The sequence below is a fragment of the Helicobacter bilis genome (assembly GCF_900198365.1).
GTDB classification, from domain to species: Bacteria; Campylobacterota; Campylobacteria; order Campylobacterales; family Helicobacteraceae; genus Helicobacter_A; species Helicobacter_A bilis_B.
On the sequence record NZ_FZMS01000027.1, the window covers coordinates 32,576 to 47,682 of the forward strand.

Below are 15,107 nucleotides of genomic sequence, written 5' to 3' on the forward strand. Positions count from 1 at the left end.
ATGCGAAATCTAGCCTATAAATTTCGCCCCACAACACTTGAAAACTTCATAGGACAAAAGCATTTATTAGCACAAGATGCACCGCTAAGAATAATCATCGAGAAAAACATACAAGATTCTAATATGCTACCAAATCTTTTGTTTTTTGGACCACCGGGCAGTGGCAAAACAAGCCTAGCCCACATCATCGCAACACTTAGCAAAAAAACCTTTTTATCCTTTAATGCAACAAATTTTAAGCTAGATTCCCTAAAAAAAGAATTAAGCTTGTATGAACACACAATGAATAAGCCGCTTTTATTTATCGATGAAGTCCATAGGCTAAACATAGCACAACAAGAGTTTTTACTCCCTATTTTAGAGAAAGGACAAGTAGCATTCATTGGGGCTAGCACAGAGAATCCTTTCTTTACCCTAAGCCCAGCCTTAAGAAGCAGATCCTTTCTCTTTGAGCTAAAAGCATTGCAAACACAAGATTTTGAAGAGCTTTATAACAGAGTATTAAAAGCCTATCCATCAAAGCATAGCTTTGATTCCATAAAGTCATGGCTTTTAAGCCATCACAATGGCGATTGTCGTGCGTTTTTGAATCTACTTGATATTGCCCTTGATATAGATTCTAAGCAGGAAGTAAGTGTATCCATGCTTCAATCTCTAGTCCAAAACGCACAGGGCGTAAAGTCGCAAAGCACGCATTATGACTACATATCAGCCCTTATTAAATCCATACGAGGCAGCGATGAAAATGCAGCATTATATTATCTCGCATGCCTCATACAAGCAGGGGAAAACCCAGAGTTTATAGCACGCAGATTAGTTATTCTAGCAAGTGAAGACATAGGCAATGCAAACCCAAATGCACTAAATCTAAGCGTAAGCACAATGCAAGCAGTAAGTAAAATCGGCTATCCAGAAGCAAGGATCATTCTCTCTCAATGCGTGATTTATCTAGCATGCTCTCCAAAAAGTAACACCGCATACACAGCGATAAATCACGCCCTAGAAGATACAAAAATCCGCTTAGAATCTGTACCAAGCTATCTAAAGACAGACGCAAAAGGCTATAAATATCCACATAACTTTGGTGGCTTTGTAAAACAAATCTATCATCATGGAAAAAAGTATGTATTCCTTAAAAACATCGGCTTTGAAAAAACCTTACAAGAATGGATAATGAAAATAAGAAAATAATTATTTAGTGAAAACAACATAATTTAGTTTTAACTTTCAAACCATAAGTTTTAATTCATCATTTTTTGCAACATTGTTGTTTTTTAATCATCTAATAGTGATTATATTATAAATGAGCTAAACGATATAAATATTGACTTGCAATTAAGCACAAAGCCATAAATTTGTTAAATAAAATATCGCAGAGAAACAATATATTGCATAATACTTGGTCGCATATTAAGGCATTAAAATAATTTAGCATAACAAAAATATGAAAATTATTTTAAAAACAAGTGTTTATTATGCGATATCATAGTTCATAAGTTACAAAGAATATATATCATTATAATTTCACTCCCCTATCTAATTAAAGCTTATAACTATATATTGTTATAAAGAGTATAAACACTTTATGATTAAAAATCTTGTTATTTTATTTGATAATAAAACTTTTAAGTATTGAGAATATTTCAACTTTATGCTTTAAACCTTGCTTACACTCACAGAATCTACAAGATAGAGCAGATTTTGCCAAATAATATTTGTTTTGTCATTTAGTCCTATTTCACAAGTACTAGAGCTTGAAAAGCCAAGGCGTAGTTTTTTATGCCTTTGCCCTTTGTTACTTTGTGTGGCGGATTCTTTTGTAGATTCTAAGTGAGAATCTATCTTTTCACTCTCTATTTGGGATTCTAGCCCACAGGCTGAATCCCCACTAGAATCTCCCTTTTGTTTATCCGCATAAAACTCGCTTAACTCCCGCAAAGCTGAAGTATTTAGCTCACTGCAGATAAAGCCTTTATTCCCAGCAAAGCCACAGCACCGCGTTTTAGAATGCACTATAACTTCGCCACTCGTGCAGGTTTTGGCAATAGATTCTAGAGACTTATCCCATTTGCCTTTTTTTGTAGCACACATCGCATAAAGCGCAATATCTTCATCTAAAGGCGTGATATGCAATCGTGGCAAAAGAGTAGATTCTATACATTCAGGCATATCTAAAATGGTGAGGGTAGAATCTAGCTCTTTCAAGCCATTTTTTAGCTCATAGCTACACGCACTATGATCGCACACAATATGGATTTGCTCCACTCCCTTGCTTTGTAATTCCTTCACACTAGATTCTAATGCCTTATACACTTCCTTGCGTTTGGCTTCCGCACTTTGTGGATAGTCTTTATACGCCTTGCCACAGCAAAGATTGTTAAGATTTTGCGGATACACCACACTTACATTAGCTTTCTTACACAAGGATTCAAAGACTTCTTGCAAAGCTCTTGTATCTTTCAAGCTTGATTGCGGGGCAAAGGAGCGATTGATACAAGTGCTAAAATATATAATTGCCACTTGGGATTGTGCGTTAGAATCTTTAGATTCTAGTTTGTAGGGATTTGCCCTAGGCAGTGAATGGGGGATATAGGGCAGGAAACTCATCTTTTTGCTTAAATTGCTTAGTGTATTTTTGCCCAACATATTAGAGCTAAAGTTTGCTATGCGTAAGCCCCCTTTAGCAAGGCTAAGAGTGGTGCTAAAATGCTCGGCACTCTGTGTAGCAACAAAGCGTGAAAATATGCCTTTTGTAGCAGGGCTAAGTTTGGAGGCGATTTTACCGCTATCAATTTCTAGGGGGCAGGAGAGGGAGCACATAGAGCAGGTGGCACAGGTGTCGATGCCAAAGTATTGATAGCCCTGTTTTAACTCTTTTAGTATTGCTTTTATATGCGTTGGCTTTTGCGTGCTTTTGGCAGATTTGCAGGTGTGGATTTGTTGCTTCGCAACTGCATCTGCGGTGTCGGCTCGGTCATTTGCCTTTAGCAAACTCCCTTCGCCTCCACCTTGAAAACTCCCAAAATCATCGCAAAATCCTTCCGCATTTGTAGTGATTGATTTTTGTGGCTTGGCTCTTAAATCAGCGATTGCTTCGCTTCGTGCTTCAGCACTAGATTCTATAACACCTTTAGAATCCATAGAATCCACGCCAAGCAAAGCCTCTAGCCTTGCGATTTCTTTTCGCACCGCTATTCTCTGCCTTGGCGTCAAAGTAAGCTCTCTGCTAGGGCAGACTTTTTCGCAAAATCCACATTCCATACATTGATTGATAAAGTCCTCTACCTCGCTGCTTTGCTTGAGATTTTGCGTGTGGATTTGGGGATTATCGCTAATAATAACATCAGGATTGATAAGGCTATGCGGGTCAAAAATCTCTTTTATCCTGCGATTTATAGCATACGCTTTCGCTCCCCACTCTTTTTCTACAAATGGGGCTATCATACGCCCTGTGCCGTGCTCTGCCTTTGTGCTACCCTGCAAGGCAATGACAGAATCTACCATCGCTTCCATAAATTCCCCAAACGCCCGGCTCTCCTTTTCATCATTAAGATTAGGCGTGATGATAAAATGCACATTCCCACTTAAAGCGTGTCCAAAGATAATTCCTTGAAAGTTAAATCTATCAAAAAGCTTAGTTATAGAATCTATGCCTTGTGCGAAAGTGTGAATGGGGAAGCAAATATCTTCAGTGATGACGATACTCCCACTTGGGCGACTCCCCGCTGCTAAGGGCAAAAGGGCTTTGCGGATTTTCCACCAAGACGCCATAAGCTTTTCATCACTGCTAAAATGCACACCAAAAAGGCTTGGCACAGATTCTAACTCCTTGCTTATATGAGCGATTTTAGAATCTAGCTCCTTTTGTGTGCTAGATTCTAACTGCACCAAAATTGCACAAGCCCCACCCTGTATTTGCCCTAACTCACGCGGTGCGTTTTCCAAGCCCTTAGCAGAATCTAAACACGCATAGTCCATAATCTCTGCCGCACTCACAAGGCTTTCATTCCTTGCTAGAATCTCAACCGCCTTTGCCCCAAGAGCTAAATCCTTATAAAAAAGCAAAGCACACGCTTTAAAGGCATAATCCTCCACACATTCATACTCCACAGAAGACACAAAGCCCAAAGTCCCCTCCGCACCGATAAAAAGATGATTGATAATATCTTTTATCTCGCTAAAATCTAGCAGGGCATTGATACTATAACCGGTTGTATTTTTGATAGCAAATTTTCTTTTAATGAGTTCGCAAAGCTCTGTATCTTGCAAAATCTCTTCCCTTAGGGCTAGAAGTGAATCTGCCTTATCTTTATGCGTTTGTAAAAAGGATTCTAAATTTTCACTAGGACTAGCATTTTCGCTTGTATCAAGGATTGTGCCATTATGCAGGATAAATCGTGCGGATTTTATGGTGTTGTAGCTATTTTGCTTCACCCCACAGCACATACCGCTAGAGTTGTTTGAAAAGATTCCGCCAATCATTGCGTTATTGATAGTCGCTGGGTCTGGTCCTATCTTTTTACCATAAGGCTTTAAGGCTTCATTTGCTTCTACGCCAATCACGCCACAACTACATTTTATACTCTCCGCATTCCCCACAATCTCAATATCCTGCCAAAACGCATTGGCTAACACCAGCACAGAATCACTACACGCCTGTCCGCTTAAACTCGTCCCTGCGGCTCTAAATGTGAGCGGGGTATTATATTTTTGACTAAGTGTAAAAAGATTGATGATTTCATTTTCATTCACCGCTCTCACCACCACACGCGGCACATACGCATAACAAGAGGCATCAATCCCATAGGCAAAGCGGCGAAGATAATCTGTGTAGATTCTATCTTTAAATATTTCTTTAGCTTGGGCGATAAAGCCTTCAAAGTCTCTATATTGTGTTGTCATTTTTACTCCTTTGGCTTAATAGTTGGGTTCATCTATAATTACTTGTTGGTGGTCTATCACCCCACTTTTGTCCCATTTCTCTGCATTTTGCTCTATAATCTTTTCTAGCTCTTTGGCTTTATAAGCCATACCTGCATTATATTTTAAGCTACTTGTATCCCATAGATTGATATTTTGACTAAAGCTTGTCGCTCTGCTAAACATTCCTGCCATATTCTCTACCTTGCTTGTATCCCACTTGGTAATATCTAGATTGAAATCTTCACGCCGATAAAACATAAATTTCATATCCTTAACATTACTTGTATCCCAAGATTCTATACCTGCTAGATTTTTTCTTTTACCGCCATTTTCTTTGTAGCATTGAAACTTTATAATATCCCATTGCTTAAAATTGTTACGCCGAATCTCATTTATTTTCCCTTCATAATATAGCCAATCTATACGAAAAACTTCCCGATGATCTTGATACCCTCCACACAACTCGCCGGGTAGCCAGGCTTTCGCCCAGCTACCCCTACCTTCAGGATCATCAAATACAGGATAGTATTGATTTCTCAAGTGATTTGCAAATAAAAAGCTCATATCTGTAATGGCACTGGTATCAATCTTTGCGAGATCCACGCGTTTATCATTGATAAGCGCCACAAGCTCATCTCTATTTTGCGGAAAGTAGGGTAGTCCCTTTTTTGATTTTGGCTTTTTAGATTTGCCTACATCTGCTTGACTACATTGATAGGCTTTAGCGTAATAACAGGCATTTGCACTTTGTAGCAAGCAACCATTCTGCAAAAACTCACAGACTTTTTTCTGTGAGGCTTCTTGCTGTGAATTATCATAGTAGTTGCTAATCCCCATTATTGCAAACTTAAACCAACTTGCTCCGTAAAACTCATCTGCAAACATCGCACAATATAGCCCAAATCCCTGCAAACAAGCACTTTGAAAAAGTTGTGCCGTCATCGTATCTATGCGTTGCTGAAAAATCGCCGCCAATGCATCGTTATTATCTTCAATAATTTTATGCTCACTCTTTTTCAAATCCATAAAAAAGCTGTAACCCAAATTCACACAGCCCGTAGGCTCACCTAGCTCACAAGCCCTAGTATTAAGATATGTCAGCACACTAAATTTCGGCAAATCAGATGGTCGAAGTTTTGCAACCTCTTTGACTAAATCTTTATAGGTATCATTAAATCGCTCAAAGTCCTCTTCTCTAAAAAACTTATTTAAAGCCATACAAGAAAAGCCACTATCTATATATGCTTTTTTAACCACACAACGAGCCTGTAACTTGTTGAGATGTTTTATATATTCCTTGTCTTCAAATACACTTGGACCTGTGAAATCTTCTCTTGCCATCTTTGCATACTCAATAAACTTATATTGTGTCTTAATTTTCTCAAGGCAAGCCACTTCTAAGCCCTTTTCACACGCTAAACTAAACGCATTCAAGCCCTTTTTGGCATCATTTTTTTCCAACTCAAATATCCCCTCATCAAGCAGATGTAAAACTTCCTTATACCATTGCTTTTGCTCTTGGCTAAAATCTTTGGCAAAGATATAAGATTCTTGCTGGGAGTGCAAAAATCTTGGGATAAGAGCCTTTGTTTTTTGCAAAAGAATAGCTTCTGTGCTTTCATCTGGAAAAAAAGGATATTGTTTTTGGTGTAAGCTTCTTTGCGTAGAATCTGCTGCACTCCCTATACATACCCATAACATCATACAGAGTAAGATTTTTATAGCGATAGAGTAAAGATTGATACAAATTCTATCCTTAAAATATTCCTTTGCCTCAAGCATAAAGCGTTCAATTTCTCGTGTCATCATTGTTTTTTCTTTTGATTATTATTTACTAGCAAATTATTCCACTATTATAACACATCTGACAATTATGTTTAGTTCTTGCTGTAAAACTATAAATACCCGCATGATTTTGGTGGCTTTGTAAAACAAATCTATCATCATGGAAAAAAGTATGTATTCCTTAAAAACATCGGCTTTGAAAAGACCTTGCAAGAATGGCTAGTAAAAATACGAAATAGCGATATATCTAAAAAGTAGATTATATAATTACTAACTACTGCTATGTTAAAAGCAGATTCTAATTTTTACTTAAAATATCAAAATAATCTTATAGGATCTCATCTCAATAAGTGATCTTTGCCAACTTATTGCTACTACATTCAACGGTTTTTCCATGCAGCCTTGCCATAATTCGTGCTAATGGTATAGCACCATATAAATCACTTGTTTTATTAAGATTCTATGTTAAAAAATTCTGTATAAGGCACTAATCGTCAAAAAAGCAAATAGCAATCAAAGCTGTGTTCTGAAACATAGAATCTAAAAAAGTTAAAACCTGCATTTACTCATAATAGTCTTCTATTTCTTTTACTATAAGGTTGCCATCATCTGTTCTTTGGGCAGTGTATTTTATCTCTTTCTCTTCTGCTGCCATTTCTTCTGCACCCCCTAGACATCTCTTCTTTAAATTCTTTTGCCTTTTTCTTTGCCTCGTTTATTATCTTCTCTTTTTGTGCCTTAGATATACTATCGCTGATCTTGTTTTTTTAGCAGTTCTTACAAAAATTTCTTCAATATTTTTCTCTGTTGGCTCCTCGCCGGACTTAAACTCTAAAGTATCTTTAAGTTCTACTCTGCCTATTAGATACATAAAATCTTTTGCCGCATTGACATCGATTTTCACATGTGCTTTACAAGTAACCTTTTTTCTTGTGTCATTCACTTCATCTGTAATGAAATTTTGAAATTTCGTGCCTTTTACGATTTTTCCAGTCCTATGTCCCTAGTAAATAGAGTATCTTCCATGTGTGATTTTAAAATTTCGGTAAGTTTTTCTTGCACATCTTTATCGCCGCATTTTGGTGTGCTTGTATTAGTCTTATCACAAATAATAAAACGCAAAAGGATTTTACAAAAAAAATCAAGTAAAAGATTAAGCCTAGTATCTATTTCCGCACAGATCGATAACTCTGCCATGTGGTAATAAGATTCGTACAAAAGTTACTTTCATTATGTGGATAGATAATAATGTCATCTTGTGTCAGTAGCAAACAGAGTTTAGAATCTGTAAAAATGGGTAGCACATAAGGGGAATTGTGCCGTTGTAAGCTAGATTGCAAATAAGCTAACCATGATATAGAGGTGGTTTGTATGCATTTCTTTTGTGCTGGATAGTGTGTATTTCCTGCTTTACACTGCATGATAGCTGTGGGATTTGTAGGCTCAAAAGGTGTAAAGGAAAAGTGTTTTTGCATGGTTTTTACATTGCTATGCTTTTGCTGTGTGTATAAGATCTTATTGCTAGCTTTTAGCGTAGAATCTGGGAATTGCCTTGACATTACATGCAATATGGAATTGCTTTGAAATTTTTCCATATATTTGGCATATAAGATTCTATAAAATAAAAAAGAGTATAGGGAATCTGGCAATACATATTGCGTTGTTTCAGTGATTTGTTGCGTCTCTTTGCTGGTTTGTGTGGCATAGGTGTATTTTTGTGTGAGATATAAAAGGTTGTGTGCTAATACAATGTTATTGAGATTCTCATAACTTTCATTTTCAAGTTCTTCTATCTCTGCGGCTATATTTGCTACAAAACTAGCACTTAAAATATGATTGCTAAACTCAATGTCACTTGCAAAGGCTTCCCATGGGGCGACTATTAAGCCTCTTTCCTGTAAGAATAAAAACTCTCTAAATAAGTCTTGTGCAAAGAGTGTAAAGCTAACAGATTGCAAAAGTTTATCTTGTGGAATGCGTTTATCATAATCTTGTATTTGACTTAAATCTGCAAAATAAAGCTTTGCAAACTGCTCGTATTCCTCTGCACCTTTTTTGCTTGATGATTGTTTGAGAATGGGTAGAAACTGCTCTTTATACCATTTATTACTTTCTGCTTTATTTGTGGCAAATGGTATGCTTGGCTGTTGTGCCTTAACTTGTGTTTTTATATCTTGTTTGGATGGGACTTCCTTCTTAGCACAGGCGCTAAAAAAGGCATAAAGAATGCAAAATAAAATGAATAGAATATGCTTTGGCTGTGCTAGATTCCCTATATTCATGATTTTTATTCTTTAATCACATAAGCACATTACGCACACTTAAGCATTCTGGTATAGCTTTTAAATCATCTAGCAGCTGTGTAGATACCGCACTATCAACAAGTATTAAGGCTAATGCATTTCTTTCACTAGAATCTGTTTTTCTGCCGAGTCTAAAATCCGCGATATTTACTTTATGCTTTGCGATTGTGTGTCCTATGCTGCCTATAACGCCAGGGACATCAGTATTTCGCACAAGAATCATATTGCCATTGGGCTCTAAATCCATACCAAAACCATTAATATTATTGAATCTTACAATATGTCCATCATAGATCGTGCCACTTACACTCATGCTTTCTTTAGCAGTATTGAGAGTAATTTTTATAAGATTCTTATAAGGTCCTGTGTTATGCTTGACTTCTACGCTACTTTGCACCCCTCTTTCGGTCGCAACAAATGGGGCATTTACATAATTGATTTTATCATCAAGAGAAGGCTTTAATGTACCAACAAGTCCAAATGTCAAAAATGCGTCCTTATAGTTCTCTAGCTCAACGCCGTTAATATAAACATGTAATGCACTGATTGCCCCATCAATTGCCTGTGCAGCAAAATAGGCAAGCTTTTGTGTAAGCTCAAGGTATGCGATAATAGAATCTGGCATATCTTGTGTTTTTGTGGGGAGATTGAGTGCATTTGGAAAGGCTGAACCTCTTGCTGCTGAAATGGCGGCATGTGCAGCTTCTATTGCTATTTTTTCTTGACTTTCAAGTGTATTTGCCCCAATGTGTGGCGTTACATAAATATTGTCTAAATCTAAAAGTTTGTTATTTGTAGCGGGTTCAGAATCAAATACATCAAGTCCAGCCCATGCGATTTTTTTTGATTTTAATCCCTCGTAAAGATCATTCTCATTATACAAGCCACCACGCGCACAATTGATGAGTATCACACCATCTTTCATTTTCGCGATTTCTTTGCTTGTGATCATATTTGTAGTTTGCTTATTCTTTGGTGTATGGATAGTGATAATATCACAGGCTAGAATGTCATCAAAATTTGTCGTGTATTCTATACCCAAATCGAGAGCTTTATTTGGATTAATGTATGGATCATAGGCGATGACTTGCATGTCAAAGGCTTTTGCACGGATTCCGACGCGACTGCCGATATTACCAAAGCCAATCACACCCAGTTTTTTATCCTTTAACTCAATACCATACCAATCTTCTCGCTTCCATTTACGCTCGACTTTTAGCTGTGTATGTGCGCTTGGGAATCTACGAATAGCATTTAAAAGATGAGTCATTGTCAGCTCTACTGCAGCAATCGTATTTGCAGTAGGCACATTCATAACCACAACACCTCTGTAAGAACACGCATCAATATCAACATTATCCACACCCACGCCAGCACGCACGATAGCTTTTAGCTTTTTAGAATCTTTATATGCAGATTCCAAAAGCTTTTCATTAACTCCGGTTGAGCTTCTAGTGATAAGCACATCAGCTTTATGTAAATGTGTGAGTAGCTCATCTTTTGGTAAATGGGCTAGATTCTCCATAGAAATATCATCTTGTGTGCTTAGAATCTTTAAACCTTCATCATGGATATGATCGCATACTATAATATGTTTTTTCATGTCATTCCTTTAAAATCATTGAGATAGAATCTATTTTTTCAAACTAATTTCATACTCTATACCATAATACTTAAAATCATTTAGAATCATTTCTCGTTGCGCTTCATTTGGCATAAATAGCAATAAGTCAAGCGTATCTTTATGCTTAAAATAAGAAAAGTCGATATGCTTTTGTCGCAAAATCTCATTCAAACAAAAAAACTTATAGTCATCAAGGTTTTTTACTAGCACCTTTGTATAATCTGTCTTTAAGTCTTCATAGCGTTTGACTTCAATATTAATATCTAGCACATTTGAAGGAAACTGATAAGTAGTGGCAATTGCTTTTTCATTTGCATTGCTAATCCATACATCATCTTGTATGGTTTCCATTCTTGGGATATTTTTTATTACCTGCTTTTGTGGGATCTTGGCAACGGACTCTTCTACTTGCACATCAGCATTTTGCATTTTTTGATAAAACGCATATAAAACATAGCCACCACCAAGCACAACAATAAGTATAAGCCCAGCAATTATGCCCCTTATCATTCACAAAACCCTACACACAAAGATATTATTTTTTACCGAGATTCTTAAACTTATCGCCCAATGTATCGCCTAATGTAACTTTTTCATCAGAATTATAATCATTTAATTCTTGACGCTCTTTTTTCTTTTGTAATCTACGCACAGATAACCGCACACGATTTGCCTTTCTATCAACCTGCACTAATGCACCTTTTATAGTATCGCCCACCTTAATGCTATCTCTAGCAATATTGCCTAAATCTTCATTGCGAATAAGTGCATCAATATTTTCATTCTCTACCTTGATAAATACGCCAAAATCTTTAATATCAATCACTTGACCAGAAATCTCATCATCAATAGCGTATTTTTTTGCAAACTGCTCACTAGGTGATTCTACAAGATAGCGTCTATTAAGTGAAATTTTCTCATTTGCAGTATCGATTTTTTCAATTTTTACCTCAATAGAATCCCCAACCTTAAACTCATCAGCACACTTCTTAGATTTATCCCAAAATGCGTCTTCATTATGTAATAATCCATCAACAGAGCCAAGATTCACAAATGCACCAAAATTTGTAATAGTCGCAACCTTACCTTTTATCACATCACCTACCTTATGCTCTTTTGTAAATCGCACAAAAGGCTTATCTTGTAGCTTCTTTAAACTTACTCGTAAGCGTCTATTATCAGGGTCAATCTCTATAACCTCAACATTAATCTCTTCGCCAACTTTTAAGCAATCGCTAGGCTGCCTAATGTTCTTATCCCACGACATTTCAGAGATATGCAAAAAGCCCTCAACATCGTTGCCTAAATCTACAAACGCACCATAATCTTCGATATTACTTACCGTAACGCGTATAACATAGCCAACCTTAATCTCGTCTTTAATCTCTTTCCATGGGTCATCAAAAAGAGCGCGTATGGAAAGTGATAGCCTATTTTTCTCTTCATTATATTCAAGTGGTTTTACTTGCACCTTATCACCGACTTTATAGTGCTTTTCAGGATTCACAGGTCCCCCATGACTAATCTCTGTAAAATGCACGAGTCCATCAACAGAACCTATCTCAACAAATAAACCAAATTTTGTAACATTCTTTACGACACCTTCATAAGCCAAACCACTATCAAGAATCTTTTTTGCATTCTCTTTTTGTGCGGCAGTATGTGTGTCAAGATAACGCTTTCTTGAAATTACAATGGAGTTGCCATTTGGTCGTATATCAACTATACAAGCTTTTATGGGCTTTCCAACCACTTTAGAATCATCTTTATCACGGCTTAGAGCTGAATAATGCCTTGGCATGAAATATTCAACACCATTTGCAGATTCTACAATATAGCCACCTTTATTTTTCCCTCGTATTACACCCTCTACCACTTTATCCTTATAATCAGTGCCAAGAGCCTTGATCTCATTTACAACTTTTTCATACTTAATGGCTTTTTTGTAAGATACTCTAAGACCACCTTTTTTTGACACATGCACAAGAATGCTATCGCCTTGCTTAAACAAAAGATTCCCATTAGAATCTTTTATCTCATCGATACTCATGCGACCTTCTTTTTTATCTTGCACATCAATCATAACGCTTTCATCATCAATCTTTACGATTTTTCCTTCTCTCAAAACATTATCTTCAGATTGTTCTGAACGGTTTAACATTGTTGCAAAATCTTCTCCTTCATTTGGAAACATTTCATCGATTTTTTCTGGACTAATTTTCATCGGATACCTTTTTTGAAATCTATAGATTTTGTTATTTTAGTATATTTTCAGTGAAAATGCGATAAAAATCTACAAAAAACGATTTTTTTAAAGTAGAGTTATTGCAAAGTTTTACGCAAATTTGATTTAAATATTGTTTTATGCTATTTCATAACATTCTAAATTTTGTTAATTTTATATTAGAATATAGTATTTTCATATAAGGCTATATTATGATTATTATTCCAGCACGACTTGCTAGCTCAAGATTTCCAAATAAGATTTTATGTGATATAGGCGGTGTGCCCATGTTTATTAAAAGCGCACAAAACGCACAAGCAATCGATGAAGTCGTCCTAGCCCTAGATTCTACTGAAACATACAATATCGCAAAGCAGTATAAGATAAAGGCAGTCCTAACTCACCCAGACATTCCGAATGGCAGTCTCCGTGTGCTTGAAGCTGCTAGAATCTTAGGGCTAAATGATGATTGCATGATTATAAATCTACAAGCAGATGAGCCATTTTTAGAACACCATGTGATACAAGCGTTAAAAGCTTGTATGCAGCCTGATATTTTTATGGCAACTTGTGCGAAGAGCATAACGGCTGAGCAAGCACAAAATCCGAATCTAGTAAAAGTGATAACCAATCACTTACAACATGCCATATATTTCTCTCGCACAGCGATACCATTTTGCAGAGATTGCAATGAATCTATGCCTATAAATTATCTAGGGCATCTAGGCTTGTATGGATTCTTTAAAGCAACACTTGAAGAATATGCAAACTTACCAGAAACAAAGCTAGAACAAATTGAAAAGCTAGAACAACTTCGTGCAATTTACTACAACAAACCCATTAAAATTGCGCATGTAGAGAGTGAAAGCATAGGCATTGACACAGAAGAAGATTTAGAAATTGCTAGAAATAAGTATGGGTTTTAAGAAGTTTTAATAACTGATTTAATTTTCCATAGCAACACATTGTTGCTTAATGTCTTAAACTTTTAAATACCGACTTTATTTGGCGTTCAAAGCTGTGCAGTTTTGCATAAATCAAAGTAAGAGAAAAAATTTATACAGATTCAAAAGAATTCTATACATTCCTACCTATTTTTATACATTGTGTGGGATAGCATAAATTAGGGAGTTTAAAGGGGTATTTAAAAGATTAAAGGTTTTTGTGTTGTTGTTTGTGGATATAGGCATATAGATTTCTATAAAAATATGTAAAATGTGCATGTAGCTGGGGGTTTAAAAATTTAAATAGTGTTTAAATCTATATATTTAGAATTTAAGGGGGGGGGGGGTTAACTATGCGTTTAAGATGTTTAATGCGAGTGTAAAGGCTTTTTGCGTGTAAATTTAAGGAATCTTTTGGAATAAGCCTACAACAATGCCTAGTATCTCATAGTTTTCGCCCTCTAGCTCTGTCATCATAGCTTTTATTATCGCTTATAAGCTTGTATTTATGGCGTTTTTGCAGTCTTTTTACATAGAGTTCATCATCTATGCTATGCGGGTAACGCATATTTGTCCCTCTCGTAGTGTGCCTTTCTGCACGATAATCTGGCAGTTTTCAGGCACGACTGGTAGCATGGAGTCCCCTCTGGCTGTGATAATGGATAGATCTAGGAATGAAGTAAGCCCAAAATATGAGCGTAAAAAGTTCTTGTCTAGCTCTATGTGTCGCGTGATATGCTTATCGCTTATAAAGCCTTGCCCTGCACTTGCATAGACTTCATCATATACTGGAATTTTTACAGAATCATTTGATTGAGTGTTATTTTGACTAAATGACACTAAGGAATCACTAAGAGACAACTTGGAGACATGAGTAAGAGACATATTATTCATGCGACTAAGAGGCATATCTCTCATAACAAATAATTTCACATTAACTTCTATTTTATTGAAACCATCTAATGTAATATTATTGTCTTTTACAGATTCATATCGTTTAATACTTTGCAAAGATACACCACTTACTTTTGACAAGTCTTCTTGAGTCCATTTTTAACTTCCCTTATTGCCGTATTTTATAATTTAGTCTCATGCAATGTATTATCCTTTTTACAAACATAATGCCACCGAGGCATGAGAATAAAGGCGTGGGCTTTATCTAAAGTCCTAAACCAAAGAGATATAGAATCTCTAAATCTCTCTCATGTGACAGATCTAAAGGTATAGGGGGGGGCAGAAATAAAAACTTAGAGAAATGCTAGATTCAGAGGGATTTTATATCCCAAAATCGATGTATTCCGCAG

Annotated in this window: 11 protein-coding genes; 2 read left to right on the forward strand and 9 right to left on the reverse strand. The window is 36.4% G+C overall.

What is annotated here, in order from left to right; all coding sequences use genetic code 11:
- Complete coding sequence (locus C6H08_RS04410) at window positions 1-1,191, forward strand: replication-associated recombination protein A (RefSeq protein WP_034579016.1); 1,191 nt, start codon at window positions 1-3, stop codon at window positions 1,189-1,191.
- A 465-nt stretch (window positions 1,192-1,656) separates the two neighbouring features.
- Here the strand turns inward: C6H08_RS04410 and C6H08_RS04415 are convergent, their stop codons facing one another.
- The 7 genes from C6H08_RS04415 to C6H08_RS04455 all read right to left on the reverse strand — a co-directional run bounded on the left by C6H08_RS04415 (window position 1,657) and on the right by C6H08_RS04455 (window position 12,853).
- Window positions 1,657-4,902 (reverse strand): FAD-binding and (Fe-S)-binding domain-containing protein, encoded by a 3,246-nt coding sequence (locus C6H08_RS04415; RefSeq protein WP_034579014.1) that lies wholly within the window; start codon window positions 4,900-4,902, stop codon window positions 1,657-1,659.
- A 15-nt stretch (window positions 4,903-4,917) separates the two neighbouring features.
- A complete protein-coding gene (locus C6H08_RS04420; protein ID WP_034579011.1) occupies window positions 4,918-6,732 on the reverse strand; it encodes a BspA family leucine-rich repeat surface protein in 1,815 nt (604 codons plus the stop codon).
- A gap of 694 nt (window positions 6,733-7,426) precedes the next feature.
- Window positions 7,427-7,651 carry a hypothetical protein gene (locus tag C6H08_RS04430; protein ID WP_034562446.1) on the reverse strand — a complete coding sequence of 75 codons (225 nt, stop codon included), beginning with the start codon at window positions 7,649-7,651 and terminating at the stop codon, window positions 7,427-7,429.
- 223 nt (window positions 7,652-7,874) lie between these two features.
- Window positions 7,875-8,990, reverse strand: coding sequence for a hypothetical protein (locus C6H08_RS04440; protein WP_034579008.1), 1,116 nt, complete (start codon window positions 8,988-8,990; stop codon window positions 7,875-7,877).
- A gap of 16 nt (window positions 8,991-9,006) precedes the next feature.
- A complete protein-coding gene (serA, locus tag C6H08_RS04445; protein WP_034562441.1) occupies window positions 9,007-10,614 on the reverse strand; it encodes a phosphoglycerate dehydrogenase in 1,608 nt (535 codons plus the stop codon).
- Window positions 10,615-10,644: 30 nt separating this feature from the next.
- A complete protein-coding gene (locus tag C6H08_RS04450; protein ID WP_034562438.1) occupies window positions 10,645-11,145 on the reverse strand; it encodes a hypothetical protein in 501 nt (166 codons plus the stop codon).
- A gap of 25 nt (window positions 11,146-11,170) precedes the next feature.
- A complete protein-coding gene (locus tag C6H08_RS04455; RefSeq protein WP_411698100.1) occupies window positions 11,171-12,853 on the reverse strand; it encodes a 30S ribosomal protein S1 in 1,683 nt (560 codons plus the stop codon).
- Window positions 12,854-13,071: 218 nt separating this feature from the next.
- Here C6H08_RS04455 and kdsB point away from each other — a divergent pair, with 218 nt between their 5' ends.
- Window positions 13,072-13,785: a 3-deoxy-manno-octulosonate cytidylyltransferase gene (gene kdsB, locus C6H08_RS04460; protein ID WP_034562434.1), complete on the forward strand. Its 714-nt coding sequence runs from the start codon at window positions 13,072-13,074 to the stop codon at window positions 13,783-13,785.
- Window positions 13,786-14,248: 463 nt separating this feature from the next.
- Here the strand turns inward: kdsB and C6H08_RS12260 are convergent, their stop codons facing one another.
- Together C6H08_RS12260 and C6H08_RS04465 are read right to left on the reverse strand one after the other, a co-directional pair.
- Complete coding sequence (locus tag C6H08_RS12260; protein WP_267892877.1) at window positions 14,249-14,371, reverse strand: S24/S26 family peptidase; 123 nt, start codon at window positions 14,369-14,371, stop codon at window positions 14,249-14,251.
- The gene (locus C6H08_RS04465) at window positions 14,350-14,838 is read right to left on the reverse strand and encodes a S24 family peptidase (RefSeq protein ID WP_052100035.1); all 489 of its coding nucleotides are present in this window, start codon (window positions 14,836-14,838) and stop codon (window positions 14,350-14,352) included. The genes C6H08_RS12260 and C6H08_RS04465 overlap by 22 nt, the downstream gene beginning before the upstream one ends.
- Between the last annotated feature and the right edge of the window lie 269 nt (window positions 14,839-15,107).